Raw genomic sequence first — 24,789 nt, 5'->3', positions numbered from 1 at the left:
GCAGATCGTAGGAGGCAGCCTTTCATGGCGATGGAAGCCCGCGAAATCGAAAACTTGATCCGCGAGGCCTTTCCGACGGCCGATGTCGAGATCAAGGACCTGGCGGGGGACGGCAACCACTATGCCGCAACCGTGGTCGCGGACGAGTTCCGCGGCCTGACACGGGTCAAGCAGCACCAGTTGGTCTATGCGGCACTGAAAGGTAAGATGGACGGCCCGGCGGGCGAGCTGCACGCACTGGCGCTGACCACGCGGCCGAGGGACGCCTGACCCCATGGCCTGGTGGGCCGAGGCCTTTCTCACCGCGGCTGTGGCGATGATCGTCTACCTGGTGCTGCTGAAACGCATCCGCAGACGCCATCGCCCGAAGGTTCCTCCGATCACGATCCGGAGCGAGGATCTGGACAATCGTCCGGGCACGCAGGACAAATCGGACAAAGCTGAGGACTGAACCGGCGCGCGATCCGCGCCCGAGGCAAAGGATGTGAACATGAGCGAAGCCGTACACGACCAGATCCGCAACGAGGTCACCGCGAACGACGTGGTTCTCTACATGAAGGGCACCGCCCAGATGCCGCAGTGCGGGTTCTCGTCCAAGGTGGCGGGCGTGCTGAACTACATGGGCGTCCAGTACAAGGACGTGAACGTGCTGGCGGATGATGCCGTGCGCGAAGGCATCAAGAGCTTCTCGGACTGGCCGACGATCCCCCAGCTCTACGTGAAGGGCGAATTCGTCGGTGGCTGCGACATCATCGTCGAGATGACCCTGTCGGGCGAACTGGACGAGATGCTGGAAAAGAACGGCGTGGCCTTCGACAAGGCGGCGGCCGAGAAGATCCGCGAAGCGAATCAGCCGGCCTGAACCGCTTTCGACACGGTAGCGGCCGGGCCCCTCAGGCCCGCCGCGCTTCTGCCAGACGCTCCACCCGGCGGGTCGCCGCCTCGAGCGTCGCGATCGCGGCTTTCGCCGCCTCCCGCGCTTCCTGAACGTCCGCATCATCCGCGCTGCTGCCGTTCGCCTGAGAGCTGAGCGTCGCGGCACGTTCCTCGGCCTCGTTGAGGCGCGCCTTCATCTGCGCGATCTCTTTCTGCGCGGCTTGCGCCTGGAAGGCGATCTCGGTCGTGCGGTCGGCCAGCATCAGCCCCGACATCAGCAGCATCCGAACCTCGGGCACGCGGCCCAGCGCCTTGACCAGGGTCTGCGCCTCGGTGTCGAGAAGCGCGCTGGCCTGCTGAAGCTGCTCTTCCTCGCCAGGCTCGCAGGCGACGCGGTACTCGCGGCCACCAATCTTGAGGGTCACCTCGGGCATCAGACGGACTCCTCGATCAAGGGGCGCAACTGCGCGATCAGCGTATCGAGCTGCTTGAGGTCCTTCTCACGCTCGGCGCTCATCTTGTCGAGCCGTTCGCCCAGCGCGCGGTTCTCGGCCTCGAGTTCCGCGATCCGGCCCGCACTCGCATTGTCGCCGCCCGCGCCAGCACCTTCGGACTGTTCGAGCACACTGAGCGCCTGCTCCAGCCGCGCCTCGAGGGCTCTGAGCTCCTCCATCGGAAACCTCTCCTTGTTTCTGCGGAAGTTGCACCGCGTTCTTCCACCAGTCTATGACAATCCGGCGCCGGTCTGCATCCCCGAATTTCCAGCCGTTATTACCTTAGATGGCAGGCGGTTTGAGGCCGTTCCGCTTGACCCGCACGGGCCAATGCGTATCAGTGCGGGGCGAACCGGCGGCAGGCCCGCCGCCCTTGCCTTCCCAAGCACAGAGGCCCGTCAGTGACCCCACAGGAACTTCGCACCCGCCACCCCGAACATTTCGCCAAGGCCGCCGCGCTGCGCGTTCTGGCCATGGACGCCGTTCAGGCGGCGAATTCCGGGCACCCCGGCATGCCGATGGGCATGGCCGACATCGCCACGGTGCTGTTCGAGAAACACCTGAAGTTCGACCCGAAGGTCCCGGACTGGGCGGATCGCGACCGGTTCGTACTGTCGAACGGCCACGGCTCGATGCTGCTGTACGCCCTGCTGCACCTCACCGGCTACGAGGACATGACGCTGGAGGAATTGAAGAACTTCCGCCAGCTGGGCTCGAAAACCGCCGGGCACCCGGAATACGGCCACGCCAAGGGTATCGAGACCACCACCGGCCCACTGGGCCAGGGCCTGGCCACCGCGGTCGGCATGGCGATGGCCGAAGCGTCGCTGGCGGCCCGGTTCTCGGCGCGCGTGGTGGATCACCACACCTATGTCTTCGCCGGCGACGGCTGCCTGATGGAGGGCATCAGCCACGAGGCGATCGGTCTTGCGGGCAAGCACCAGCTTTCGAAGCTGATCGTGTTGTGGGACGACAACAAGATCTCGATCGACGGCGCGGTGGAGAAGTCGGACATCACCGACCAGCAGGCGCGCTTCCGCGCCAGCGGCTGGGACGTGTTCGAATGTGACGGGCATGACCCGGCCGCCATCGACGCCGCGATCCTGTCGGCCAAGGCCAGCGCGAAGCCCTCGCTGATCGCCTGCCGCACGCATATCGGATATGGCGCGCCGAACAAACAGGACACCGCGGGGGCGCATGGCTCGCCGCTAGGCGCAGAGGAAATCGCCGCCGTGCGCGAGGCCTACGGGTGGAGCCACGAGCCCTTCGTGATCCCGCAGGGCGTCCGCGACGGCTGGACCGCCATCGGCGCGCGCGGTGCCGAGGCCCGCGCCGCCTGGGAAGAGCGTCTGGCCGGCTTGGGCGGTCGCCGCCGCGAGCAGTTCGAGCGCATCATCTCGGGCGAACTGCCCAAGATCCTGAACAACCGGATTCGCGCGTTCAAGAAGGAACAGTCCGAGGCGGCGCCCAAGGTCGCGACCCGCAAGGCTTCGGAAATGGTACTGGAGGTGGTCAACAAGGCCCTGCCCGAGACCATGGGCGGCTCGGCCGACCTGACCGGCTCGAACAACACGCTGACCAAGGATCTTGGCACGTTCGAGCCCGGTAACCGCACCGGCCGCTATGTCTATTACGGTATCCGCGAGCATGGCATGGCCGCCGCGATGAATGGCATGGCGCTGCACGGCGGCATGATCCCCTACGGCGGCACCTTCCTGGTGTTCTCGGACTACGCACGCGGCGCCATGCGGATCTCGTCGCTGATCGGCAAGCGGGTGATCTACGTCCTGACCCATGACAGCATCGGTCTGGGCGAGGACGGCCCGACCCACCAGCCGGTCGAGCATATGGCCGCGCTGCGGGCGATGCCCAACCTGAACGTGTTCCGCCCTGCCGACGCGATCGAGACTGCCGAGGCCTGGCAATGTGCGCTAGAAGCCGCCGACACCCCCAGCGTTATCGCACTGACCCGTCAGGGTCTGCCCACGGTCCGCACCAAGCACAGCCCGAAGAACCTGACCGCACAGGGCGCCTACATCCTGTCCGAGAGCACCGCGAAACGGAAGGTGATCCTGATCGCCACCGGCTCGGAGGTCAGCCTCGCCATCGAGGCGCAGCGCATGCTCGAGGAGAAGGGTATCGGCACCCGCGTCGTCTCGATGCCCTGCGAGGAGTTGTTCGCGCAGCAGGACGAGAAATACCGCGCCCGCGTTCTGCCGCGCGGCCCTGTCCGGATCGGCATCGAGGCCGCTCTGCGCTTTGGCTGGGACCGCTGGCTGACCGGCGAACGCGGCTCGGCCGCGAAGGCGGGCTTTATCGGCATGGAAGGCTTCGGCGCTTCGGCCCCGGCGGGCGAGCTTTACAAGCACTTCAGCATCACCGCCGATGCCGTGGTGAGCAAGGCGGAAGAGCTGCTGTAAGCCGCCGCCGGCGAAGATGAACATCTGGCAGGCGCTGCTGGTGATCCTGGTCGTCCTGGGCCTTGCCTGGGCCGACCGGGTATTGCTGGACGGCGCCGTGCTGGTGTGGCTCGGCCACAAGCTGTTCGACTGGACCAACTGGATCGCGTTCTGGCGCTGACCAACCGAAAGGATGACGCCGTGACCTGGAAGACCCTCGATGACATGGACCTGGCCGGCAAGACCGTGCTGACCCGCGTGGACATCAACGTACCGGTCGAAGACGGCCACGTCACCGACACCACGCGGATGGAGCGGATCAAGCCGACCATCGACGCGATCCTGAAGGCCGGCGGCAAGCCCGTACTGCTGGCCCATTTCGGCCGCCCCAAAGGGCAGGTCGTCCCCGAGATGAGCCTCGAAATCACCCGCCAGGCGCTGTCGGACGTGCTGGGCCGCGAGGTCCGCTTCGCCGACGACTGCATCGGCGACGTGGCCGAGGCCGCTGTCTCGGACCTCGAGGCCGGCGACGTGCTGCTGCTGGAGAACACCCGCTTCCATCCGGGCGAAGAGGCCAACGACGCCGAGTTCGCGGACGAACTGGCCAAGCTGGGCGACGTCTATTGCAACGACGCCTTCTCGGCCGCGCACCGGGCGCACGCCTCGACAGAAGGGCTGGCGCACCGCCTGCCCTCCTGCGCGGGACGACTGATGGAGGCGGAACTGAAAGCGTTGGAGGCCGCGCTGGCCAAGCCCGAACGGCCCGTGGTCGCTGTCGTGGGCGGCGCCAAGGTCTCAACCAAGCTCGATCTGCTAGGCAACCTGCTCGAGAAGGTCGACAGCATCGTGATCGGCGGGGGCATGGCGAACACGTTCCTCGCCGCCAAGGGCATCGACGTGGGCAAGTCGCTTTGCGAGCATGACCTGGCCGACACCGCGCGCGAGATCATGGCGAAGGCCGAGGCACGGGGCTGCACGCTGCTGCTGCCGACCGACGTCGTCGTGGCGCGCGAGTTCAAGGCCGGCGCCCCTTCGGAAACCGTACCCGCCGACGCCTGCCCGGCCGATGCAATGATCCTCGACGCCGGGCCCGACAGCATTGGCGCAGCGGTCGCCGCCTTCGAGGCTGCCAAGACGCTAGTCTGGAACGGCCCGCTCGGCGCGTTCGAGATCCCGCCCTTCAACGCGGCGACCGACGCCGCCGCGGCCGAAGCCGCGCGGCTGACCGAGGCTGGCAGCCTTCTGTCCGTCGCGGGCGGCGGCGACACCGTCGCGGCGCTGAACGGTTCGGGTGCGGCGGACAAGTTCACCTATGTCTCGACAGCCGGCGGCGCGTTCCTCGAATGGCTCGAAGGCAAAACGCTGCCGGGCGTCGCCGCGCTGCGCTGAGGCGTCAAGTTGACCGGTCCCTCGGGACCGGCTACGCAGATTTCACTTTCTTTGGCCCTGGGGAAATCAACATGAAATCAACGAGAACCGTTCAGAAGATCCTGGCGAACTACGAGGGCACAACGCCCGGCGTGAAAGCCAACCTGAACCGCATCCTGATGACCGGGAAACTGGGCGGCACCGGCAAGGTGATCATCCTTCCCGTCGACCAGGGGTTCGAGCATGGTCCCGCGCGGAGCTTCGCGCCGAACCCGCCCGCCTACGATCCGCACTACCACTATCAGCTGGCGATCGATGCCGGGCTGAACGCCTATGCCGCGCCGCTGGGCATGCTGGAGGCAGGCGGCGACACGTTCGCGGGGCAGATCCCGACGATCCTGAAGGTGAACTCGGCCAACTCGCTGATCCCGAAGGAAGCGCCCAAGACCCAGGCGATCACCGCCAGCGTCGACGACGCTCTGCGGCTGGGCTGCTCGGCTATCGGCTTCACGATCTACCCGGGGTCGTCGGCGGCACTCGACATGTTCTCGGACATCGCGGCGATGCGGGAAGAGGCCGAGGCCAAGGGCATCGCAACCGTGATCTGGTCCTACCCGCGCGGAGAGGCGCTGGACAAGGACGGCGAGACCGCGGCCGATATCGGCGCCTATGCCGCGCAGATCGCCGCCCTGCTGGGCGCGCATGTCATCAAGGTGAAGCTTGGAACCGATCACCTGTCGCTGCCCGAAGCCAAGAAGGTCTACGAGGCAGAGAAGATCGACATCTCGACCCAGGCGGCACGCGTCGCCGATGTCATGCGCTCGGCCTTCAACGGTCGGCGCATCGTGGTGTTCTCGGGGGGATCGAAGAAGGGCGCCGACAGCGTCTATGACGATGCCCGCGCGATCCGCGACGGTGGCGGCAACGGTTCGATCATCGGCCGCAACACCTTCCAGCGCGAGCGCGGAGAGGCGCTCGAGATGCTGGGCAAGCTGATCGACATCTACAAGGGCAAGGCCTGAGGCCAGCCTCGCGGGCCACGCCGACGCGTGGCCCGCATGCGCCGGTTTTCGGCAGACGCGAATCATCGATTCACAAAGCGAATCGGCTGTGCCATAGTGCGTCACGGCACCCGTCAGAGTGTGCAGAGGCAGTAGAGTGACCGAGCAGGCAACAGGCAGTCGGACATTGTTCGGAATGGCGTTCTCGATCCTCGTGATCGCCGCCATCGGCTATTTCACCTATGCAGCCGTGCAGGGGGATTTCGGTACGTTCCGCCGGATCCAGGTCGAAGCCCAGGCTCAGAAACTGGATGCCGAACTTGCGCTGCTGCGCCAGGAGCGCGCGGTGATGGAAAACAAGACCCGCCGCATGTCGACAGAATACCTCGACCTCGACCTTCTGGACGAGCGTTCGCGCAAGGTCCTGGGCCTTGCCCGCGGCGACGAAATCATCATCCGCTGACGCCCAGATCGCGCCCGGCGACCCTGCGTCATCTTTTTCACTGCCGCAGGTGGAAATCTGCTAACATCCACTCTATAATAAAATAGTTTAATGTTAAACTATCCCGGGGGGATGGAATGGCGACTACCACCAGACGCACTTCGAGCCGCAGCTCGAGCCGCGCGAAAAAACCGTCTGCAACGAAAGAAGAGCTGCTCCAGTACTACCGGGACATGCTGCTCATCCGCCGCTTCGAGGAGAAGGCCGGCCAGCTCTACGGCATGGGCCTGATCGGTGGCTTCTGCCACCTCTACATCGGCCAGGAAGCTGTTGTGGTGGGGCTCGAGGCGACCGCCAAGGACGGCGACCAGCGGATCACCACCTACCGCGACCACGGTCACATGTTGGCCTGCGGAATGGATCCCAAGGGCGTGATGGCCGAGCTCACGGGCCGCGAGGGCGGCTACTCGAAGGGCAAGGGCGGCTCGATGCACATGTTCTCGAAAGAGAAGCATTTCTACGGCGGCCACGGAATTGTCGGCGCAAACGTGCCTCTGGGCGCAGGCATCGCCTTTGCGAACAAGTACCGTGGCAATGACAACGTCTGCTTCACCTACTTCGGTGACGGCGCCGCAAACCAGGGCCAGGTCTACGAGACCTACAACATGGCCGAGCTTTGGGACCTGCCGGTGATCTTCGTTATCGAAAACAACCAGTATGCCATGGGCACCAGCGTGAAGCGTTCGACCAAGTCGCAGACGCTCTATGAGCGCGGCGTCGCCTACGGCATTGAGGGCGAGCAGGTTGACGGCATGGACGTTCTGGCGGTCAAGGCTGCCGGCGAGAAGGCCGTGAAGCACTGCCGCGAAGGCAATGGCCCGTACATCCTCGAAGTCATGACCTATCGCTATCGCGGACACTCGATGTCGGACCCGGCCAAGTACCGGACCCGCGAGGAAGTGCAGAAGATGCGCGACGAACGCGACCCGATCAATCAGGTGCGCGATCTGCTGATCTCGGGCAAGCACGCCACCGAGGACGAGCTGAAGGACATCGACAAGGAGATCAAGGGCATCGTGAACGAGGCGGCCCAGTTCGCCCAGGACAGCCCTGAACCCGCCGTCGAGGAGCTATGGACCGACATCTACGCCGACGCCGGCTGACGATGCGGTTCCACCCTGCTTCAGCTTTTTCCAAGATGACCGGGCCTGCGCCGATGCAGGCCGACCGAGAGGTTCGCTAAAATGGCTACCAACATTCTGATGCCGGCGCTGTCGCCGACCATGGAGGAAGGCACGCTCGCCAAATGGCTGGTGAAGGAAGGGGATACCGTCTCTTCCGGCGACATCCTGGCCGAAATCGAGACCGACAAGGCGACGATGGAGTTCGAGGCCGTCGATGAAGGTGTGATCGGCAAGATCCTGATCGCCGAAGGCACCGAGAACGTGAAGGTCAACGACCCGATCGCCGTCCTGCTCGCCGAGGGCGAGGATGCCTCGGCCGCCGACAGTGTCGAGGCGCCGTCGACTGGCGGTGAAGCCAAACCCGCCGAAGGCGGCGCGGTTGCCGAGAGCGGGGATGAACCCCCGATGGATCAGCCTGCGATGAAATCGCCGGGAAGCGCGCCTGCCGCCGCTGTCGCGATACCGGCCGAGCCCGAAGTCCCTGAGGGCACAAGCTTCAAGACGCAGACCGTACGCGAAGCGCTCCGCGACGCCATGGCCGAGGAAATGCGCCGCGACGAGGACGTGTTCCTGATGGGCGAGGAAGTGGCTGAGTACCAGGGTGCCTACAAGATCAGCCAAGGCCTGCTGGACGAGTTCGGCGCCAAGCGCGTGATCGACACTCCGATCACCGAGCACGGGTTCGCGGGCGTCGGCGTTGGCGCGGCCTTCGCTGGCCTCAAACCGATCGTCGAGTTCATGACCTTCAACTTCGCCATGCAGGCAATCGACCAGATCATCAACTCGGCAGCCAAGACGCTTTACATGTCGGGCGGCCAGATGGGCTCACCGATCGTATTCCGTGGTCCGAACGGCGCCGCGGCCCGCGTCGGCGCGCAGCACAGCCAGGACTACGCCGCATGGTACGCGCAAATCCCCGGCCTGAAAGTCTGCCAACCCTACTCGGCAGCGGACGCCAAGGGCCTGCTGAAATCCGCAATTCGTGATCCGAACCCGGTCGTGTTCCTCGAGAACGAGATACTCTACGGCCGCAGCTTCGATGTGCCCGACATGGACGATTTCACCGTCCCGATCGGCAAAGCGAAGGTCTGGCGCCAGGGTACGGACGTGACCATCGTCAGCTTCGGCATCGGCATGACTTACGCGCTTCAGGCAGCGGACGAGTTGGCCGAGCAGGGCATCTCTGCCGAGGTCATCGACCTGCGCAGCCTGCGCCCGATGGACACGCCCACTGTGGTCGAGTCGGTCAAGAAGACCAACCGCTGCGTCACCGTCGAGGAAGGCTGGCCGGTGGCCTCGATCGGCAACCACATCTCCGCCGTGCTGATGCAGGAGGCATTCGATTATCTCGACGCGCCGGTCATCAATCTGACCGGCAAAGACGTGCCGATGCCCTACGCAGCCAACCTTGAAAAGCTGGCGCTCGTGACGACCAAGGAAGTCATCGACGCCGTCAAGGCCGTCACCTACCGGTAAGGGGAAGAACAGATGCCCATCAACATTCTGATGCCCGCGCTCTCCCCTACGATGGAGGAAGGCACATTGGCCAAATGGCTGGTCAAAGAGGGTGACACTGTCAGCTCGGGCGACGTGATAGCCGAGATCGAGACCGACAAGGCGACGATGGAGTTCGAGGCCGTCGACGAAGGCACCATCGGCAAGATACTTGTCTCCGAAGGGACCGAGGGCGTGAAGGTCAACGACCTGATCGCGGTGCTTCTTGAAGACGGTGAAAGCGCCGACGACATCGGCGATGCGCCCACCAGCAAACCGGCGAAATCCGAAGCCGCTCCTGCCGATGCGCCGGCCAAGCCAGAAGCTGCAGCCGCCGCGGCGACCCCGGCTCCGGCTGCGCCCGCCGCGAAGGATGGCGGCAGGATCTTCGCGAGCCCGCTCGCCCGTCGGATTGCGGCCGGCAAGGGGCTGGACCTGAGCCAGATCAAGGGCTCCGGCCCCCGCGGCCGCATCGTCAAGGCGGACGTCGAAGGCGCGAAAGCCCAGCCCGCCGCCGCTCCGGCCGCTGCGCCCGAGGCAAAGCCGCAGGCGGCTGCAGCTGCGCCCCAGGGCATGTCCGCCGAAACGGTCGCCAAAATGTACGCGGACCGGGAATACGAAGAAGTCAAACTCGACGGGATGCGCAAGACCATCGCGACCCGTCTGGTCGAGGCCAAGCAGACCATCCCGCACTTCTACCTGCGTCGGGACATTCAGCTCGACAACCTGATGAGGTTCCGCGCCCAGCTGAACAAGTCGCTCGAAAGCCGTGGCATCAAGCTCTCGGTGAACGATTTCATCATCAAGGCTTGCGCGCTGGCCCTGCAGGACGTGCCAGACTGCAACGCGGTCTGGGCCGGTGACCGCGTGCTGAAGCTGAAACCTTCGGACGTCGCAGTTGCCGTAGCGATCGAAGGCGGGCTATTTACTCCGGTGCTGAAAGACGCCGACAGCAAGACCCTGTCGAAACTGTCGAGCGAGATGAAAGACCTCGCCGCCCGTGCCCGCGAGCGCAAGCTGGCACCGCATGAATACCAGGGCGGCTCCTTCGCGATCTCGAACCTCGGCATGATGGGGGTCGAGAACTTCGACGCGGTCATCAACCCGCCACACGCTTCGATCCTGGCCGTTGGCGCGGGCGTCAAGAAGCCGGTCGTCGATGCAGAAGGCGCGGTGCAGGTCGCGACCGTGATGTCGGTCACCCTCTCCGTTGATCACCGGGTCATAGACGGCGCGCTTGGCGCCGAGTTCCTGGCCGCTGTGAAGGGCTACCTCGAAGCGCCGATGAATATGCTGGCCTGATCCGCGGGCTCTTTTAAAACGCAAAAGGCCGGGGCACGCCCCCGGCCTTTTCGATTCAGGTTGGTCTGTTCAGCCCTTGAACTCGCCGCGCAGCAACTGGTCCATGGACTTCGCCGGCTCCGAGCAACCAGCCTCGCCAACGATCCGTGCAGGGACCCCCGCCACGGTCTTGAACGGCGGTACCTCTTCCAGCACCACCGACCCGGCCGCCACGCGCGAGCAATTGCCCACGCTGATATTGCCTAGAACCGCGGCGCCGGCACCGATCAGTACGTTGTCCCCGATCTTCGGGTGCCGGTCGTGATCTTCCTTGCCGGTCCCGCCCAGCGTCACCGAATGCAGCATGGAGACGTTGTCCCCGACCACCGCCGTCTCGCCGATGACAATCGAGTGCGCGTGGTCGATCATGATCCCCTTGCCCACCCGTGCCGCAGGGTGGATGTCGACCCCGAAGATCTCCGAGGTCCGCATCTGCACGAAATAGGCCAGGTCCCGGCGCTCGTGCGTCCAGAGGTAGTGCGCGATCCGGTAGGCCTGCAGCGCTTGGTAGCCCTTGAAGAACAACAACGGCTGGATCAGTCGATGGCACGCTGGATCCCGCTCAAAGACGGCTGTTATGTCGGCCCGGGCCGCCTCGATCAACGACGTGTCCTCGGCATAGGCGTGATCCAGGATCTCCCGCAGGATCAGCTCCGGCATCTCCTCGGAAGATAGCTTCTGTGCCAGGCGGAAGCTCAATACATTTTCAAGGGTCTTGTGATACAGGATCCCCGAATGGACGAGCGCCGCCATAAGTGGCTCGTCACGGACGATTTCTTCCGCTTCCAGGCGGATCCTCGACCATATCGGATCGACTTCCGCAAGAAGCGTTGCGTGCTTCGGCATCCCGGCCTCCCTTTCGGCTTGGGAAAGACATCATACCATGCGCGCTCGAAATCAAGCCTCAAGACCGTGATGAACAGGATTTGACCAACCCGCGGCCCCACCGCTAGCGAGGCACAAAGCGGTATATCCGCTGGGTAACCCTTTGCTTCCGGGTCCGGATCCAGCGCGCCAGCAGCCACCCGATCATTCAGACGCTCCGCGGGATCTGCAACCGCGCATAGTGGATCGCCAGCCTGACGGTACCCGCGCTGAAATCGCCACCCGCCGAGGTCAGGATCAGGTCGGTGTCCGAGTAGTAGGTCATCGGCTGCGCCGTCAGACCCGACGCCCAGGAGTTCAGCGCAACGCCCAACCCGCCGCCGTATCGATTGGCGGAATCCGCGGTTCCCAAGCTCCAACTCAACGCCCCCCCAATCGCCGAGACCACACGCCCGGTCACGCCGAGCACACTCGCGCCGCCCGGGAGGGCGCCTGCAATCGTCGAGACCGGACCAGGCGAAACGACGTGTTCCAATTCCTTGATCAGAAACTGAGTCGCAGCTCCGGTCGCAGCGACGGACACAGAGCCGGATTGCCAATCCGCACCGTCAAAAGTGATCGTGTCGCCACTAGCCTCGCACCACGCTGTCCAGCCGATGCGCGGCAAAAGAAACACCCAACCGCCATTGGCCCAGAGGGCGATCTGGCCGTCGTGGCCCGACCACTCTCCATCGGCCATAGAGGCAACGACAAACGCCTGGCCATCCACCGCGACACTGGGCGGTATCGTCAGCGCAACGCTCACCACGCGCAACTGCGCCAGCGCGTCCAATCGCGCAAGCGCCTCGTTCACCGTGACATGCTTCTGTGCCTGACCGCCAGCCAGCAAAGGAAGTCCAAACTGATAGGTCTCACTCATCGAATTCAATCCTTGCCTGATGCCCCGGCCCGACCTGGTCCGAGATTTGCGCCACCACGAATTCCATTGGGCCTACCGTCCCATCGACCGCCTGCATGGCCGCCGAATAGCTCCACTGTGGCCAGCCGGTTTCCACCTCGCGCAACACCGCACCCCCCGCTTTCACTTGCACGAGATAGGCTTCACTGGCCTCCGCAAGAGGCACCTCACGTCGGTCCCATCCATCGCCGCCCGACCGCGTCCGCCTGATCCACGTAAGCGCGATAGAGCCGTCCACCGAGCGCCGAGCCTTGAGATGCGCCGGAGCGTAGGGCTTCAGCCCGATCCCCTGTGCGGTGTACAACTGATGCTGGTAGCGCGGATCATCATACGGCTTGCCCACCGGACCAACCCGCAGATGCCGTTCAAGCCCCAGCACATCCACAGCCAGGTCCAGTTGCACAGCACTCCCGTCCAGCAGAACGAAATCCGCGCCCGCCTCAAGTGTCTCCGCCATGAGTGCCTCGGTCCCCGCCTGGCCGCGCAGCAGGCCCGAAAGACGATAGGCTCGCTCGCCGATCAACTCCGCCGCCCGGAACTGGAAGACCTCCCAATCCACCGCGCCCGGGGCCCGGATCGCGGCGACATTTGCGCCATTCAGCACATCCACGTCCGAGCGACTCAGCAGCGGCCCCTCGGTCAGGGAAAGATCGAGTGCTTGGCCCGACCAGCGTCCCGGCTCGGCCTGGGCCAGCGCAGTAAGGGTCGTGCCCATCACACTTGCCCGCCGGATCGTCGGCTGCGCCCGGTAATCGTAGTCCTGCGCGGCGGTAGCCACGGACAGAGGCCCGCTCCAGGGAACCTGCGCCGCCGCCACCCAAGGCGCGTGTGGCACTTCCGAGCCTGTGAGAAGGGGAAGATCCAGAACCTCGACATGAGGCGCTCCCTGATCGTTCTCACCTTCGCCTACGATCAGTTCCGGGATCACCGGAACGGGGCGATAAATCCCCTCCTCAATCCGCACTGCCTGAACCTTGCGCGCCAAAGTATCGTCGACCCGGTCGACTCGGAACAGCCCGTCACCATTAGCAAGCGGCAGACGCACAACGTCACCGGGCCCCAGGTCCGATGCCGAGCGAGGCACTGAAAAGATCGCCTGGTCCCGCGCCACCTGCGTCTCGGATAGCCATCGCGCGGCGACTGCATCGGCCTCGGCATGGCTCATCGCGACAGGAAGATCGGACCCGGCGGAATGGATTGCTTCGGCCCCGGACACCTGCGCCTCCGCGGTCACCGTTTGATAGTCCTTTTCAGGATGGGTAAAGCTCACACGCACCCGCGCCGGCATCTCCGCCTCGGGGCCGCGGGTCAGTTCCAAACGTGGTTCCCCGTCGGATACCGCCAACAAATCCAAATCGACCGGTACCACTTCCAGCGCCGAGCGGTTCCGGAATATCAGCCGGCCCTCGCGCTCGAACACGTCGAACCCATATGCCAGCATCAGCGGTTGCAGGCTCTCCCGCGCGGTCTCGGTCGCTTCGACGGTAAACCCCGCCAACATGCCACTCAGCCCGGAGACATCGAGGGCGGTCAGCCCGGCCCGCGCACAGATCTCACGCACGGCCTCAGCCAAAGGCACCATATGGGTCCGACCCGAAATCCAGTGCCCTAACGCGTGGTTGCGGCCATCCGACCAGACGTCCATCCGCTGCGGAAACGCTGGCCACGGCCGAGTATCCCAGGCCCAGACGAAAGCACGGCTCATGTCCACCATTGGCGCTTCATAGACCCTGCTGACCGGGTTGTTCCCGACCTCACCCCAATAGCCGTGCATCGCCTCCAGATAACGATGCTGGATGAACCTGTCCTGCCCGCCGTTGGAATAGTAGGGCAGAGCATTCTCCGAAGACTGCGGATCCACGAAAACGTTGGGCTGGTTGGTCCCTTTGTCGACCGCCGGGCACCCCAGTTCCGTGAACCAGATCGGTTTCGTCTCGGGCCGCCAGTCCGTCGGCTCGACCTGTTTGACACCGCCGACCCGGTTCCAATGGTATCTCGACCACCAGTTGCGGATATCCTTGTACCGATAGGTCCAGGGCTCGTCATATGCCCCATCCTCGATGGGCGAGCGAACCTGCGCCTCCCGCCCCTCTTCCGAGGCATAGTACCAGTCGTAACCCTCCCCGCCGGCGACATTGCCCTTCAGGTAATCGAGGTCATAGATCGACCCCGCACCAGCATCCGCATGCCCGGCCTCGTCGCGCCAGTCCGACAGTGGCATGTAATTGTCGATCCCGATGAAATCGATGTTCTCGTCGGCCCACAGAGGATCGAGGTGATACCAGACGTCGCCAGAACCATCACCCGGCCGGTAGCCGAAATATTCCGACCAATCGGCGGCATAGCCGATCTTCACCTCCGGCCCCAGGATGCCCCGCACATCCGCCGCCAACTGGCGTAGCGCTTCGACAGCCGGAAAGGCATCCGCTGCACCACGGATCTGGGTCAGGCTCCTCAACTCCGAGCCGATGCAAAAGGAGTCAACGCCACCCGCCGCCGCGCAAAGGTGCGCGTAGTGCAGGATGAAACGCCGATAAGACCACTCTTGCGGCCCGGAATAGGCGACGGTCTGCCCGTCAAAACGGAAGTCCCCCGGCTGAGCTGACCCGAAGAACGCTGTCACCTCGTCGGCTGCGGCCTGCGACTGATCCGGCGACCCCGCATGTCCCGGCGCGATCGAGCAGGTGATGCGCCCCCGCCAGGGCACGGACGGCTGGCTAGCGGCGCCGTTCCAGGGGTCCGGCAGGGCGTTGCCCGCACGTATGTCCATCAGGATGAACGGATAGAACATCACCGCCTGCCCGGCGTCTTGCAGGGCCCTGATCGACTGGATGACAGACTCGTCAGCAGGCGTACCACCGAAACCGGGGCGTCCCTCGACCTGGCTCACCGGGACCGCCGCCTCGCGTGCGAGTCCCGAGACCTGCCACGGCATCTCGCGCCCGTCCTTCTCAGTTTGCTCGACCTTCGGCAGCACCTCGCAACTGCCGCACCGCAAGTCCGTGCCGAACCAGCTGACCACCAGCGAGGCCGCTCCGCAGGCCGGCACCTCGGCCACCAGATTGTCGATCGCGACCAGCGCGTCGGGACGGCCCTCCTCGTTGTTGACGTTGGAAACCTTGGTCTCGCCTTTGCCCAGGTAGAAGCTCACCTGCTCGGTCGCCAGCGCGTACTCGCCGGTCCCCGGCACCAGGGCTACCGCGCGGATCTGGTCCACCACGTCGTCGGACCCCGCCTCTGCGCGACGCACCACCTCAAACGAGAACTGCGGAATACGGTTGCCATACGGTCCCACGTCCAGGTTCTCGATGACGACATAGGCAGTGCCGCGAAAGGCCGGAGCCTCGCCGTCCGGCAGGCTCGCAGCGATCAGCGGATCGGGAAGCTGCGCCTCGTCGCCGCGATAGACCCGCATATCGAGCGTCGAACTGTCGATCACCTGTCCGTCCGCCCAGACCCGCGCAATGCGGGCAATTTCGCCCTCGCAAAGCGCAATCGCCAGGCTGATCGAGTACGAGTACTCCGTCACGGAAGGCGCTCCGCCAGTCCCCTTGCCACCGCCACGGGTCCGCGAATCCTCCACGAAACCGGTGGACCAGATCAGCTGCCCGCCGACCCGCATTCGCCCCCATACGCGCGGGATCGCCGCCCCCTCATGAGAGCCGGTCAGCCGCAACTGGTCCCGACGCCCGACCTCGACAGGGGCAGACCCTTGCCCGAACAGCCGCTGATCCAGCCAGGCGCCGACAGTCGCTCCGACGGCCTTGCCGATGATCGCCGACGAGACGCCAAGCACCGCACCCCCGATCGAGGATCCGATCGCCCCGCCCGCCGCGGCCAACACCAGAGTAGCCATGCTTTATCCTTTCACGGGCAGTCTGAAAGCCGCCGCAATGCGCGACGCCCAGGCCGCGCTTAGCGGTGATTCCACGACGCCCTTGCCGCTGTAGGCGTGAATGAAGGCGCCAGGCGCCGTCGCCGACAGAATCCCGATGTGTTTCGCGACCGCAGTCCGCCGCATCCGGAACACCAGGACATCGCCCGGGCACGCCTCTTTCAGGCGAACCTCGACCAGGTTCCGCGCCGCTGCCTCCAAAAGACGCTCGGCCCCGTCCGGCTCGCCCCAGTCCGGGGTATAGTCAGGCGTGGTCTCAGGCTCGGCGCCGTTAAGCTCGCGCCACACCCCCCGCAACAGGCCAAGGCAGTCGCACCCGACCTGCCGCACGCTCGCCTGGTGTACATAGGGCGTCCCGATCCAGTCACGCGCAACGCCGACGATCCTATTCATCGCGAAGCTCCGCCCAATAGCGGGACCCCGCGCCATTCGCACCATCGCGCGGATAGGCAGTCACCCAATCATCGCCCGGCATGTAGGGAAAGCCGCGGAAATTCAGCACGTTGCCGAACTTCTTTCGACAGGTTCCGATATGCTTGTCGCACCCTGCAACCACGGTGAAGCCATCACCCGGCCGCACCTGCATCCGCGCCTCGGCCCAAAGCGTCAGCTTGCGCAGACCATCGGCGGGCTGATCTGCCCGAACCAACGCGCGCAGCCCGGCGTTCGCACCGCTCGTCCAGGTCAACGCGCCACCCTTGAACCACCCGGCCTCGAACGCGCCGCCGGGATGGAAGGTGATCGCCAGCCGCCCATCCACCTCGGTAACAACGCCGCTCGCGCGAAAACGCGGGTCGGACAGATCGACGCCGCACTTGGCATCACCGAGGTCACGGTCGCAGGTCTTGAGGTAGGACCGCCCCACGGGCTGGTTCAGCGCCTCGCCAAGCCCGCGCAGTTCCGCCTCGAATTGACCCGCGCCTGTCCGGATCTCGCCCAGCGAGCCGCGGAACTGCTCGATCCTTGCCTCCGGCTCGGACCAATCCACCAGCCATTGCCGGACCTCGGCACCGTCAAATCGCCCGGCCAGGATGTCCGCCTCGGACACGCGGTCGGAGCGCAGCGCGCCCACCGCCTGAGCATTGTCCACGCTCAGCCCCGTCGAACGCTCCAGCGCCCCTGCGTCCAGACCCGCGTTCGCCTCGAACACCAGACCGTCGAAGCTCAGTGGACAGTCATGATCGGTGAACCCCAGGCGCACGCCGTCCTTGCGTGTAATCTCCCAGCAGCGCGCCAACCGGGGAGCCCCGTCGGTCAGTCGCGCCCTCAGCTTCTCGGCACCGGTCATCAGACTCGCACCTCGATCACAGGTACCGAGGGGATCTCCCCGGCCGAGAAACTGGCGACGCTCGCCTCGATCCGGTCGGTGTCGAACCGGACCGGTACATCGTACTCGTACCCGGCGGTCAGCGGTGCATCGACTTGCGGCGCGCTGGCGAAGGTCACAAGGCCCGTGGCGTAATCCAGCACGTAGTCCTGGCCTTCCGCCTTCTCGTCCCCACCGATGGCGATCCGAACGGTGCCCTCCACCGGTTTCGCGATGGGCCGCACATAGCGCGCCGCCCCCGAGCGATACGTCTTCGCCAGTTGGAACTCTGTCGTCGCTCCGTCACCGACCCCGAACCGCTGGTCAATGGCCGCAACGACTCCCGACGGCTTGCAGGACTTGAAGTCCGTCCAATCCTTCCAGCGAAACCCGAACAACTGCCCGTGCCGCGCTTCGAAGAACGCTATGAGCGCGCCCAGATCGTCAAGCGAGCGCATACCCAGCCCCGCGTCATACCGCCTGCGCGAATGCGCCCAGGGGGTCGAGCGTTCCTCGGCCCCGTTCGACAGCGTCACGATCTCCGTCCGTCGCTCCGGCCCGCCGACCGAGCCGAAAGACAGCGACTCGGGAAACCGCACCTCGTGAAAATCCATGTCCCGCCCTCGTCAGTTGTTGCGCCGCCCCTGCCCCAGGGCCCGGCCCAGCTGCGCCGCGATCTGCGTGCGCGACCGGCGGAAGCCCTCGGCGTCAGGTGTCGTGATATTCATTGTGACCTGCACCGGCCTGCCGCCCCCCTGCGCCCGCACGCCCAGAGACCCGTCCGCACCGCGCGTCAGCGGCATGATCGCTTCGGGCCCGGCCTCGCCCATAAGCCCGGTGCCGCCGCGCATCGGAAAGGTCGTCGGACCGTTCACGACTCCGCCCTTCGCAAAGGCCCGGACCCGCCCCGAGGAAAACGCACCGCCGTTGGCGAAGACGCCCCCGATCAACCCGTTCAGCCCGTTGACCACCGCCCCGCCCAGCGCGTCCTGCACCGGCTTGACCGCCGTGCTCAGCACCGAACTGGCCATGGACCGACCCACGCTGCCCAGCACCGAGGACAGCTTCGCCCCGTCCAGGATCAGATCGTCCATCGCCCGCTTCAGGCTGGTGCCCAGCGAGCGCGACAGCGTCGAGGCGTCCCGGCTCGCCGTCCGCATCGACGAGGTGACATCTTCCATCTCGCTGCGGAACGCGGTCGTCATGTTCTCGGCGCCCGAGATCGAGCTCTCCAGCCCCTGGATTGTGCCTTCCAGCAACGCCAGGTCGTCCTCAAGATCCGCCATCGGACCCTCCATCAAGTCTGTCGGGGAACCGCGCAAGCAGCGCTTCAAGCCCGTCGCGCGACAGCGCACCGCTGGGCGTCTGCCCGGCGCCAGCAAGGAACATCAGCTCGGCTGGGGTCAGCGCCCAGAACTCGTCCGGGCGTAGCCCCAACTCGACCATCCCCGCGCGCATCAGCGGGGCCCAGGCGATGCGGCTCACGTCGGCTCCGGCACCTGAAAGGTGACCCGCAGCAGCTCGGCGGCGGCCTTTGCCGCGGCAACCGCGCCGCCCTCGATGTCCGCTGCAGCCAATGCCTCGCGCGGCACGCCAAGGCCCGCGGCCAGCAGCGTCACCAGGTCCCGCGCCGAATAGCGCCCGCCCTCGAACCGCTCGACCATCGCCACCAGGCTGTCCGCCTCCAGCGCCTCTTCCAGCTCGACCAGCCGGCCCAGGCTCAGGCGCAGCACGCGCGCCTGCCCGTCCACGGTCAGCGCCACTTCTCCGCGATAGGGGTTCACCATCACACCGCCGCGAAGTTCAGTGCCCCGGCCGAGGCCATGGACATTTCATAGACCGCCTCGCCGTCATGGCTGCCCGAGTACTCGATCGAAGTGATCTGGAACGGCCCCTCGACGATGCCGAAGTCGGGGATGATGACCTGGAACTTCGGAATATCCCCATCGAAGAAGATCTGCCGCGCCCGCTCGTCGGTGTTCTGGTCCCGGAACACCCCCGACCCCGAGATCGAGGCCGAACGCACGCCGGTCCCGCCCAGCAGCTCGCGCCATCCGCCCGAGCTTTGCAGGTTGGTCACGTCCACCGCCTCTGCGTTGAAGGTGATGCGCGTGGCCCTCAGCCCCGCGACGGTTTCGAAACTGCCGGACCCGTTCATGTCGATCTTGATCAGCAGATCCTTGCCTCTTTGCGCCACCATGGCTGTCCCCTTCGTGTTCAAATGTCTTCCAGAACCGCGCGAAAGCGCAGCTCGACACGTCTCGTCTCGGTCGCCCGCCCCCGGTCGGCCCGCGCCGACACGAAGCGCAGATCCACCAGGTGACCGCGCTCCAGCACCAGGTCCGCGCCGAGCAACGCCTCGCAGACGGCAGCCGCCGCCGCCTTGGGGCGCGAGAACCCTTCGGTCCGCGCATGCACCGTCACCGTGAAATCATGGACCGAGCCGCTGCTGGTCTTGGTCGAGCCATCCTTCACCCGCTCCTCACCCAGCGAGACATGGAGGTCCGGCGTCTCCGAAGGAGCCAGTTGCGGCGGCGCATCGTGGATCTCCTGCCCGACCAGATCGATTAGTGCCGGATCGCCGCTCAGCCGCTGGTAAACGGCCATTTGCAAGGCCGATGACAGTGCATAGCTCATACCGCCAGCCCCTCTTCCGCGCGGATCACCAGAAACCGCCCCTCGGGATCGGCCTCGGCGACGCTTTCGATATTGAAGACGCGAGTTCCTTCCCGGAACCGCTGCTCCGGGCGCGGACGGGAGGGGGCGCCGTCCGGCGCCCCCCTGACCGTTATGCGCCAAGCCTGCCGGGACACCCCTCGCCCCCCGACATCGCCCTCGCGTCCCGTCCGCGCCACCAATTCGGCAAATAGCTCGCCCAGCGGCACCCAGTTCCCCTCGTGCCCGCCCATGCCGTCAGACGTGCGAACACGCTCCTCCAGCACCAGCCGTCGTGTCAGCTTCGGCAACTTCACAGAACGTCTCCCAGCAGGCGGACGGTCTTGAACCGCTCGATCAGCGACAGCACGGCAAAGGGCATGGTCGACCCCAGCCTGGCATGATCCGCTCTCGCCTCGTAATTCGTCGCCGCCAGCAGAAAGACCGCCTGTGCCAGGTCGGCGGGCACATCGCTCCAGGCCGGGCCGAACCCGGCGGTGAAGTCGATCCGTGCCAGCCCGAGGCTCGGGATCACCGGCAGCCGTGGCGCGACGATCTCGGGGCGGTACAGGTCCTGCCGCAGCCGATAGTGCGCCGGATCCACAACCGTCTCGGCCCCCTTACCGTCGATCAGCGTGACCGAGTTGATCTCAGTCACCGGTCCCACCGGCAGGCCCTGCCGGTCGTCGCGATACCAGCGCGTGACGTCCCACGAGAACCGGCGTGACAGCACCACCTTGCCGGTGCGCGCCTCGATCCCGGATATCGCCGCCCGCAAGTACCGCTCCAGCACACCGTCCTGTGCGCCGTCATCGGCAAAGCCGGTTCCCAGCCGCAGGTGTTCGGCAAAGGCGCGCACGGGAATGGACGCCGCGTCTGGCGTGTTCAGTTCCACAAGGTTCATGATGTCCCCCTCAGGCCGAGATGCGCACGACGATGGCCCGCTCCAGCGCGCGGCCCCGGTTGGTCTGCGCCCGCGCGCTGACCATGTAGACCCGGCCCGGCACGCCGTCGGCCAGCTTCGCGTAGGACGCAGTGCCGTCCACCCGCTGCTCCTGCACGCCGATCTCGCCGCCCGGGCTGACCGCCCACCCCAGGTCGGCGGACACTTCCTCGCCCGGCTCCAGGTAGCCTTGCGTCCAGTCGATCCGGGCCAGCGCCTCTTCCGAGGCCGGTTTCATCAGATAGCCGCTCATGCGCGCCTCCCTTGGGCTGAAAAGAAAAGGGGCGCCCCGATGGACGCCCCCCTGGTTTCGCGTGACGGTGCTCAGGCGACCGAGAACTTCAGCAGCTTGATCGCCGAGAAGTCGCTGACATCGCCGCCGATGCGCTTGGTGGCATAGAACAGCACGTGCGGCTTGGCGCTGAACGGATCGCGCAGGATACGCAGGTCCGGGCGCTCGGCGACGGTGTAACCCGCGCCGAAGTCACCGAACGCGATTGCGGTTGTGCCACTGGCGATGTCGGGCATGTCCTCGGCGATCAGCACCGGATAACCCATCAGGCGCGCAGGCTCGCCGGCGGCCAGACTATCGGACCACAGGAAACGCCCGTCGGCGTCCTTCATCTTGCGCACCGCACCAGCGGTCTTGGAGTTCATCACGAAGGTCGCGTTGGCGCGATAGCGGGCCCCCAGCGCATAGACCAGGTCGACAATCGCGTCCGCCGGTTCGGTGGCCGAGAAATCGCCGTCCGCACCGGTCGCGACATAGCCCAGTTCGCCCCACGCGGCCAGCTCGTCTTCGACTGCATCATAGGAAAGGAAGCCCTTGGGCTTGTCGACGCCATCCCCGTTGATGAACGAGGCACCCTCGGCGCGGGCGAACTTGTCGCCGATACGCGCGGCCAGCCAGCCCTCGACGTCGAAGGCTGCATCGTCCAGCAGGCGCTGGCTCGCCTTCGGCAGCGCCGACAGCTCGTGCAGCGGGATCGAAATGCGCTCGATCTGCGGCGTCGCGGTCTCGCTGACGCCGCCGGTCTCGGTCGCCCAGCCCGAGCCGATGTCGGTGTGATCAACCAAAACGTCATAGGCGGTCGCCTCGACGGTCACGACATTGGCGATGGCCCGGATCGAGCTGGCATCGCGCAGCACACCGGTCACGGTCTCGGCGGTCTGCGGATCGACAAGGAACCCGCCCTCGCCCGAGCTGGTCAGCCCCTTGCCCTCTATCTCGACGTGGCGCAGGCCGTCGTCATCGCCCGAGCGCAGGTAGGCGGCAAAGGCCTTCTTGTGGGGCACATTGGCCTCGGCCTGCGCGGCAAGGGCGGGGCGAGCGGCAGTCATGGTCTTGCGGTCAAGCATGGTCAAACGGTGTTCCTGTTCTTTGATCCGGGATTTCAGTTCGTTCTGCATCGTGATGATATCGTTCACGAATTCGGCCATTGCGGCCTTCACTTCATGGGCGCCACCCTGTGCTACGCCCGGCGTCGCGGCACGGTTCTTGGTTTCGGTCTCGGGCATCACATCCGTCCTCGATGATGTCGGTTGGGTTCGGCGCGATCGCTCACACCAGTTGCTCCCGGGCGGCCGCGAACGCCTCCGCCAGGTCTCGCGCGATGTCGGACACGGCATCCTCGCCGGTCTGCACACGCGCCTCGGGAAGCATCGGGAACGTGACCACCGAGACTTCCCAAAGGTCGATTTCCAGCAGCGACCGCCCCCCGGCCGCCTTTTCCGAGCGCAGGGTGCGATAGCCGATCGACAGCCCGTCGATCGCGCCCGCCTCCAGCAGGGCCAGCGCCTCGCGCCCGTTCTGCACCTCCGAAAGGACGCGGCCGCGCACATAAAGGCCCTTCTCGTCCTCGCGCACCTCGTCCCAGACGCCGATGGGCCGGGTCGGGTCATGCTGCCACAGCATCTTCACCCGGCGCCCGCCGCGCGCGATGCGGCGCAGGCTGCCCGCATAGGCGCCGCGCTGCACCACGTCCCCGCCCTGGTCCACCGCGCCGAACAGGCTGGCATAGCCCTCGATCACGCAGTCGCTCAGCGCCAACTCGTCCCCGAAAGCGCAATACTTCGTCTCCAGGCCAAAGGCCTGCCTCTGTCCACCCATGACAATTCCCGTCATTGCGTCGTTGAAAGAAGAGAGACCGCGACCTCGCCCGCCAGAAACGCAGCGACGCCGAAGACCACCAGCCATAGGCGCCGCTCCATCCGGTCCAGCAGTCCCTCGATCACCAGCAGGCGGCGTTCCAGGTTCATCCAGCGCTCCTCGGTGATCCGTTCGTGCGCGTCGATCCGCGCCGTCGTGGCGTCGAACGGCTCGTACAGAAAACGTGATCCCGTGGTGCGCGGACCGCGCGCGCTCATCCGTCCCCGGCGACGGGCGGCAGCCCCAGCAGCACGCGTTTTTCGGCCTGGCTCAGGAAGTCCGCCTCGGACACCCGCCGCCAAAGCGCCTCACGCTCGGCGGCCAGCGCCGGGATATTGTCCAGGTCCATCTGCAGCTTCAGGTCCGGCCCGAACCGCTCGGGCAGCCAGCCGTTGATCGCCGCCAGCGTCTTCGAGACCAGCGGCAGCACCGTCAGGCGATAGAACGCCCGGTTGGCCTCCTGATAATTGGAATAGGTGTTGTCACCGGGGAACCCCATCAGCATCGGCGGCACGCCGAATGCCAGCGCGATCTCGCGCGCGGCGGCCTCCTTGGTCTTGTGGAACTCCATGTCGGACGGGGAAAAGCCCATCGGCTTCCAGTCCAGCCCACCCTCCAGCAACATCGGCCGGCCGGCATTGCGCGCGCCGACATAGTTCGACTCCAGCTCGTCCCGCAGCCGCCCGTACTGGTCCGCGCCCAGTTGCCCCGCGCCGTCCGCGCCCTTGTAGACGATCGCCCCCGAGGGCCGCGCGGCATTGTCCAGCAGCGCCTTGGTCCACGTCGCGGCGGCATTGTGCACATCAACAGCCACGGCGGCGGCCTGCATCGGGCTCATGCCATAGTGATCGTCCTGCGGATGGAAGTTCCTGATATGCAGCACTGGCGTTCCGGCGGTCATATCAAACCGGTGTTTCCGCGCCCCGACCTTGTACTCGTAGGCCACCGGCCACCCGTCGGCTCCCGGCACCACGCTCATCCGGTCGGATCGCAGCACGTGCAGTTCCGCCGGCAACCCCTCGACCGTCTCGCCCGCCGCTTCCAGGTAGCCGTCGCCGGTCAGCAGCAACTGCCCGAACAGCGCCTCGAACAGCGCGGCGCGGCCCTGTCCCGGATTGGGCCGTTCCAGCAACCCGGCCAGCGGATGCACCTCGTAGCGCCGCGCGGCATCCTGCACCGTGACCGGAACCGCTGCCGCAGCCTCGGCGATCATCTTGACGCAGCGAAATCCGACCGGGTTGCCGACAAACCCGGTCCGCGTCAGCGAGCCTGTGTCCCTTGGCGACCAGGCCGCCCGGCCCGTCCCGTGGACCGCGACGACGGCCGCCGCGGCCGAGGCCTTGGTTTCGGCCACAGCCGGCCGGGCCGTACGTAACAGCTTGAATACCATGCGTTCCCGCCTCCGAATTGTTCGTGAATGCCCCAAGGGGAAAGGACGCCGCCCGCAAGGCGCCGCTAA

At 65.9% G+C, this 24,789-nt stretch carries 31 protein-coding genes; 11 read left to right on the top strand and 20 right to left on the bottom strand.

Annotated elements, in window-relative coordinates; all coding sequences use genetic code 11:
• Positions 1-24: 24 nt before the first annotated feature.
• Genes ACW9UR_RS22175 through grxD form a run of 3 tightly spaced genes read left to right on the top strand, consistent with a single transcriptional unit; the run spans position 25 to position 862 of the window.
• Positions 25-270: a BolA family protein gene (locus ACW9UR_RS22175; protein ID WP_458919256.1), complete on the top strand. Its 246-nt coding sequence runs from the start codon at positions 25-27 to the stop codon at positions 268-270.
• A gap of 4 nt (positions 271-274) precedes the next feature.
• Positions 275-451 (top strand): hypothetical protein, encoded by a 177-nt coding sequence (locus ACW9UR_RS22170; protein ID WP_458919255.1) that lies wholly within the window; start codon positions 275-277, stop codon positions 449-451.
• A gap of 39 nt (positions 452-490) precedes the next feature.
• The gene (gene grxD / locus ACW9UR_RS22165; RefSeq protein ID WP_458919254.1) at positions 491-862 is read left to right on the top strand and encodes a Grx4 family monothiol glutaredoxin; all 372 of its coding nucleotides are present in this window, start codon (positions 491-493) and stop codon (positions 860-862) included.
• Between the two features lie 31 nt (positions 863-893).
• Here grxD and ACW9UR_RS22160 read toward each other — a convergent pair whose 3' ends face one another.
• Positions 894-1,310, bottom strand: coding sequence for a cell division protein ZapA (locus ACW9UR_RS22160; RefSeq protein ID WP_458919253.1), 417 nt, complete (start codon positions 1,308-1,310; stop codon positions 894-896).
• Positions 1,310-1,549: a hypothetical protein gene (locus ACW9UR_RS22155; protein WP_458919252.1), complete on the bottom strand. Its 240-nt coding sequence runs from the start codon at positions 1,547-1,549 to the stop codon at positions 1,310-1,312. Before ACW9UR_RS22155 ends, ACW9UR_RS22160 begins: the two co-directional genes overlap by 1 nt.
• Before the next feature lie 222 nt (positions 1,550-1,771).
• On the opposite strand from ACW9UR_RS22155, the gene tkt reads away from it, so the two are divergent.
• The 8 genes from tkt to ACW9UR_RS22115 all read left to right on the top strand — a co-directional run bounded on the left by tkt (position 1,772) and on the right by ACW9UR_RS22115 (position 10,560).
• Positions 1,772-3,790 carry a transketolase gene (gene tkt, locus ACW9UR_RS22150; RefSeq protein WP_458919251.1) on the top strand — a complete coding sequence of 673 codons (2,019 nt, stop codon included), beginning with the start codon at positions 1,772-1,774 and terminating at the stop codon, positions 3,788-3,790.
• A 16-nt stretch (positions 3,791-3,806) separates the two neighbouring features.
• Complete coding sequence (locus ACW9UR_RS22145; RefSeq protein WP_458919250.1) at positions 3,807-3,950, top strand: hypothetical protein; 144 nt, start codon at positions 3,807-3,809, stop codon at positions 3,948-3,950.
• Positions 3,951-3,970: 20 nt separating this feature from the next.
• Positions 3,971-5,158 carry a phosphoglycerate kinase gene (locus ACW9UR_RS22140; RefSeq protein WP_458919249.1) on the top strand — a complete coding sequence of 396 codons (1,188 nt, stop codon included), beginning with the start codon at positions 3,971-3,973 and terminating at the stop codon, positions 5,156-5,158.
• A 71-nt stretch (positions 5,159-5,229) separates the two neighbouring features.
• Positions 5,230-6,159 (top strand): class I fructose-bisphosphate aldolase, encoded by a 930-nt coding sequence (locus ACW9UR_RS22135; protein WP_458919248.1) that lies wholly within the window; start codon positions 5,230-5,232, stop codon positions 6,157-6,159.
• A 175-nt stretch (positions 6,160-6,334) separates the two neighbouring features.
• On the top strand, positions 6,335-6,601 hold the full coding sequence (locus ACW9UR_RS22130) for an FtsB family cell division protein (protein ID WP_458919296.1): 267 nt from the start codon (positions 6,335-6,337) through the stop codon (positions 6,599-6,601).
• Positions 6,602-6,717: 116 nt separating this feature from the next.
• Complete coding sequence (gene pdhA, locus ACW9UR_RS22125; RefSeq protein WP_458919247.1) at positions 6,718-7,743, top strand: pyruvate dehydrogenase (acetyl-transferring) E1 component subunit alpha; 1,026 nt, start codon at positions 6,718-6,720, stop codon at positions 7,741-7,743.
• Positions 7,744-7,824: 81 nt separating this feature from the next.
• Positions 7,825-9,240, top strand: coding sequence for a pyruvate dehydrogenase complex E1 component subunit beta (locus ACW9UR_RS22120; protein WP_458919245.1), 1,416 nt, complete (start codon positions 7,825-7,827; stop codon positions 9,238-9,240).
• Positions 9,241-9,252: 12 nt separating this feature from the next.
• On the top strand, positions 9,253-10,560 hold the full coding sequence (locus ACW9UR_RS22115) for a pyruvate dehydrogenase complex dihydrolipoamide acetyltransferase (protein ID WP_458919244.1): 1,308 nt from the start codon (positions 9,253-9,255) through the stop codon (positions 10,558-10,560).
• Between the two features lie 69 nt (positions 10,561-10,629).
• Here ACW9UR_RS22115 and cysE read toward each other — a convergent pair whose 3' ends face one another.
• The 18 genes from cysE to ACW9UR_RS22025 form a co-directional block, all read right to left on the bottom strand.
• Positions 10,630-11,445: a serine O-acetyltransferase gene (gene cysE, locus ACW9UR_RS22110; protein WP_458919243.1), complete on the bottom strand. Its 816-nt coding sequence runs from the start codon at positions 11,443-11,445 to the stop codon at positions 10,630-10,632.
• Positions 11,446-11,632: 187 nt separating this feature from the next.
• The gene (locus ACW9UR_RS22105; RefSeq protein WP_458919242.1) at positions 11,633-12,343 is read right to left on the bottom strand and encodes a DUF2793 domain-containing protein; all 711 of its coding nucleotides are present in this window, start codon (positions 12,341-12,343) and stop codon (positions 11,633-11,635) included.
• A complete protein-coding gene (locus tag ACW9UR_RS22100) occupies positions 12,336-16,238 on the bottom strand; it encodes a baseplate multidomain protein megatron (protein ID WP_458919241.1) in 3,903 nt (1,300 codons plus the stop codon). Before ACW9UR_RS22100 ends, ACW9UR_RS22105 begins: the two co-directional genes overlap by 8 nt.
• 3 nt (positions 16,239-16,241) lie before the next feature.
• Positions 16,242-16,670: an NlpC/P60 family protein gene (locus tag ACW9UR_RS22095; protein WP_458919240.1), complete on the bottom strand. Its 429-nt coding sequence runs from the start codon at positions 16,668-16,670 to the stop codon at positions 16,242-16,244.
• On the bottom strand, positions 16,663-17,565 hold the full coding sequence (locus ACW9UR_RS22090; protein ID WP_458919239.1) for a DUF2163 domain-containing protein: 903 nt from the start codon (positions 17,563-17,565) through the stop codon (positions 16,663-16,665). The genes ACW9UR_RS22095 and ACW9UR_RS22090 overlap by 8 nt, the downstream gene beginning before the upstream one ends.
• Entirely contained in the window at positions 17,565-18,197 is a 633-nt protein-coding gene (locus ACW9UR_RS22085; protein WP_458919238.1) for a phage distal tail protein, Rcc01695 family, read from the bottom strand. The genes ACW9UR_RS22090 and ACW9UR_RS22085 overlap by 1 nt, the downstream gene beginning before the upstream one ends.
• A gap of 12 nt (positions 18,198-18,209) precedes the next feature.
• Positions 18,210-18,869: a phage tail tape measure protein gene (locus tag ACW9UR_RS22080; protein WP_458919237.1), complete on the bottom strand. Its 660-nt coding sequence runs from the start codon at positions 18,867-18,869 to the stop codon at positions 18,210-18,212.
• On the bottom strand, positions 18,856-19,068 hold the full coding sequence (locus ACW9UR_RS22075) for a rcc01693 family protein (protein WP_458919236.1): 213 nt from the start codon (positions 19,066-19,068) through the stop codon (positions 18,856-18,858). Before ACW9UR_RS22075 ends, ACW9UR_RS22080 begins: the two co-directional genes overlap by 14 nt.
• Entirely contained in the window at positions 19,065-19,370 is a 306-nt protein-coding gene (locus ACW9UR_RS22070) for a gene transfer agent family protein (RefSeq protein WP_458919235.1), read from the bottom strand. Before ACW9UR_RS22070 ends, ACW9UR_RS22075 begins: the two co-directional genes overlap by 4 nt.
• On the bottom strand, positions 19,370-19,783 hold the full coding sequence (locus ACW9UR_RS22065; RefSeq protein WP_458919234.1) for a phage major tail protein, TP901-1 family: 414 nt from the start codon (positions 19,781-19,783) through the stop codon (positions 19,370-19,372). The genes ACW9UR_RS22070 and ACW9UR_RS22065 overlap by 1 nt, the downstream gene beginning before the upstream one ends.
• A gap of 17 nt (positions 19,784-19,800) precedes the next feature.
• Positions 19,801-20,220 (bottom strand): DUF3168 domain-containing protein, encoded by a 420-nt coding sequence (locus ACW9UR_RS22060; RefSeq protein WP_458919233.1) that lies wholly within the window; start codon positions 20,218-20,220, stop codon positions 19,801-19,803.
• The gene (locus tag ACW9UR_RS22055; RefSeq protein WP_458919232.1) at positions 20,217-20,555 is read right to left on the bottom strand and encodes a head-tail adaptor protein; all 339 of its coding nucleotides are present in this window, start codon (positions 20,553-20,555) and stop codon (positions 20,217-20,219) included. Before ACW9UR_RS22055 ends, ACW9UR_RS22060 begins: the two co-directional genes overlap by 4 nt.
• The gene (locus ACW9UR_RS22050) at positions 20,552-21,142 is read right to left on the bottom strand and encodes a head-tail connector protein (RefSeq protein ID WP_458919231.1); all 591 of its coding nucleotides are present in this window, start codon (positions 21,140-21,142) and stop codon (positions 20,552-20,554) included. Before ACW9UR_RS22050 ends, ACW9UR_RS22055 begins: the two co-directional genes overlap by 4 nt.
• A gap of 10 nt (positions 21,143-21,152) precedes the next feature.
• Entirely contained in the window at positions 21,153-21,434 is a 282-nt protein-coding gene (locus tag ACW9UR_RS22045; RefSeq protein WP_458919230.1) for a phage fiber-tail adaptor protein, read from the bottom strand.
• A 71-nt stretch (positions 21,435-21,505) separates the two neighbouring features.
• Positions 21,506-22,699: a phage major capsid protein gene (locus ACW9UR_RS22040; RefSeq protein ID WP_458919229.1), complete on the bottom strand. Its 1,194-nt coding sequence runs from the start codon at positions 22,697-22,699 to the stop codon at positions 21,506-21,508.
• 43 nt (positions 22,700-22,742) lie between these two features.
• On the bottom strand, positions 22,743-23,291 hold the full coding sequence (locus ACW9UR_RS22035) for an HK97 family phage prohead protease (RefSeq protein ID WP_458919228.1): 549 nt from the start codon (positions 23,289-23,291) through the stop codon (positions 22,743-22,745).
• A gap of 11 nt (positions 23,292-23,302) precedes the next feature.
• Positions 23,303-23,548, bottom strand: a complete 246-nt coding sequence (locus tag ACW9UR_RS22030) for a GTA head formation protein, RCAP_rcc01685 family (protein WP_458919227.1) — start codon at positions 23,546-23,548, stop codon at positions 23,303-23,305.
• A complete protein-coding gene (locus ACW9UR_RS22025) occupies positions 23,545-24,720 on the bottom strand; it encodes a phage portal protein (RefSeq protein ID WP_458919226.1) in 1,176 nt (391 codons plus the stop codon). The genes ACW9UR_RS22030 and ACW9UR_RS22025 overlap by 4 nt, the downstream gene beginning before the upstream one ends.
• Positions 24,721-24,789 lie beyond the last annotated feature (69 nt).

It is taken from the genome of Halovulum sp. GXIMD14794 (assembly GCF_054457455.1).
This window is presented reverse-complemented; position numbering and strand designations above follow the sequence as displayed.

Bases quoted from the DNA above. Each gene is read 5' to 3' on its own strand.
- ACW9UR_RS22105 (WP_458919242.1), bottom strand. From the start codon at position 12,343: ATGAGTGAGACCTATCAGTTTGGACTTCCTTTGCTGGCTGGCGGTCAG.
- ACW9UR_RS22170 (WP_458919255.1), top strand. From the start codon at position 275: ATGGCCTGGTGGGCCGAGGCCTTTCTCACCGCGGCTGTGGCGATGATC.
- grxD (WP_458919254.1), top strand. From the start codon at position 491: ATGAGCGAAGCCGTACACGACCAGATCCGCAACGAGGTCACCGCGAAC.
- ACW9UR_RS22025 (WP_458919226.1), bottom strand. From the start codon at position 24,720: ATGGTATTCAAGCTGTTACGTACGGCCCGGCCGGCTGTGGCCGAAACC.
- pdhA (WP_458919247.1), top strand. From the start codon at position 6,718: ATGGCGACTACCACCAGACGCACTTCGAGCCGCAGCTCGAGCCGCGCG.
- ACW9UR_RS22155 (WP_458919252.1), bottom strand. From the start codon at position 1,549: ATGGAGGAGCTCAGAGCCCTCGAGGCGCGGCTGGAGCAGGCGCTCAGT.
- ACW9UR_RS22080 (WP_458919237.1), bottom strand. From the start codon at position 18,869: ATGGCGGATCTTGAGGACGACCTGGCGTTGCTGGAAGGCACAATCCAG.
- ACW9UR_RS22135 (WP_458919248.1), top strand. From the start codon at position 5,230: ATGAAATCAACGAGAACCGTTCAGAAGATCCTGGCGAACTACGAGGGC.
- ACW9UR_RS22060 (WP_458919233.1), bottom strand. From the start codon at position 20,220: ATGAGCTATGCACTGTCATCGGCCTTGCAAATGGCCGTTTACCAGCGG.
- ACW9UR_RS22065 (WP_458919234.1), bottom strand. From the start codon at position 19,783: ATGGTGGCGCAAAGAGGCAAGGATCTGCTGATCAAGATCGACATGAAC.
- ACW9UR_RS22095 (WP_458919240.1), bottom strand. From the start codon at position 16,670: ATGAATAGGATCGTCGGCGTTGCGCGTGACTGGATCGGGACGCCCTAT.
- ACW9UR_RS22045 (WP_458919230.1), bottom strand. From the start codon at position 21,434: ATGAGCGGCTATCTGATGAAACCGGCCTCGGAAGAGGCGCTGGCCCGG.
- ACW9UR_RS22115 (WP_458919244.1), top strand. From the start codon at position 9,253: ATGCCCATCAACATTCTGATGCCCGCGCTCTCCCCTACGATGGAGGAA.
- ACW9UR_RS22145 (WP_458919250.1), top strand. From the start codon at position 3,807: ATGAACATCTGGCAGGCGCTGCTGGTGATCCTGGTCGTCCTGGGCCTT.
- ACW9UR_RS22120 (WP_458919245.1), top strand. From the start codon at position 7,825: ATGGCTACCAACATTCTGATGCCGGCGCTGTCGCCGACCATGGAGGAA.
- ACW9UR_RS22070 (WP_458919235.1), bottom strand. From the start codon at position 19,370: ATGGTGAACCCCTATCGCGGAGAAGTGGCGCTGACCGTGGACGGGCAG.
- ACW9UR_RS22175 (WP_458919256.1), top strand. From the start codon at position 25: ATGGCGATGGAAGCCCGCGAAATCGAAAACTTGATCCGCGAGGCCTTT.
- ACW9UR_RS22040 (WP_458919229.1), bottom strand. From the start codon at position 22,699: ATGCCCGAGACCGAAACCAAGAACCGTGCCGCGACGCCGGGCGTAGCA.
- ACW9UR_RS22130 (WP_458919296.1), top strand. From the start codon at position 6,335: ATGGCGTTCTCGATCCTCGTGATCGCCGCCATCGGCTATTTCACCTAT.
- ACW9UR_RS22090 (WP_458919239.1), bottom strand. From the start codon at position 17,565: ATGACCGGTGCCGAGAAGCTGAGGGCGCGACTGACCGACGGGGCTCCC.
- ACW9UR_RS22050 (WP_458919231.1), bottom strand. From the start codon at position 21,142: ATGAACCTTGTGGAACTGAACACGCCAGACGCGGCGTCCATTCCCGTG.
- ACW9UR_RS22030 (WP_458919227.1), bottom strand. From the start codon at position 23,548: ATGAGCGCGCGCGGTCCGCGCACCACGGGATCACGTTTTCTGTACGAG.
- cysE (WP_458919243.1), bottom strand. From the start codon at position 11,445: ATGCCGAAGCACGCAACGCTTCTTGCGGAAGTCGATCCGATATGGTCG.
- ACW9UR_RS22035 (WP_458919228.1), bottom strand. From the start codon at position 23,291: ATGGGTGGACAGAGGCAGGCCTTTGGCCTGGAGACGAAGTATTGCGCT.
- ACW9UR_RS22160 (WP_458919253.1), bottom strand. From the start codon at position 1,310: ATGCCCGAGGTGACCCTCAAGATTGGTGGCCGCGAGTACCGCGTCGCC.
- ACW9UR_RS22085 (WP_458919238.1), bottom strand. From the start codon at position 18,197: ATGGATTTTCACGAGGTGCGGTTTCCCGAGTCGCTGTCTTTCGGCTCG.
- ACW9UR_RS22100 (WP_458919241.1), bottom strand. From the start codon at position 16,238: ATGGCTACTCTGGTGTTGGCCGCGGCGGGCGGGGCGATCGGATCCTCG.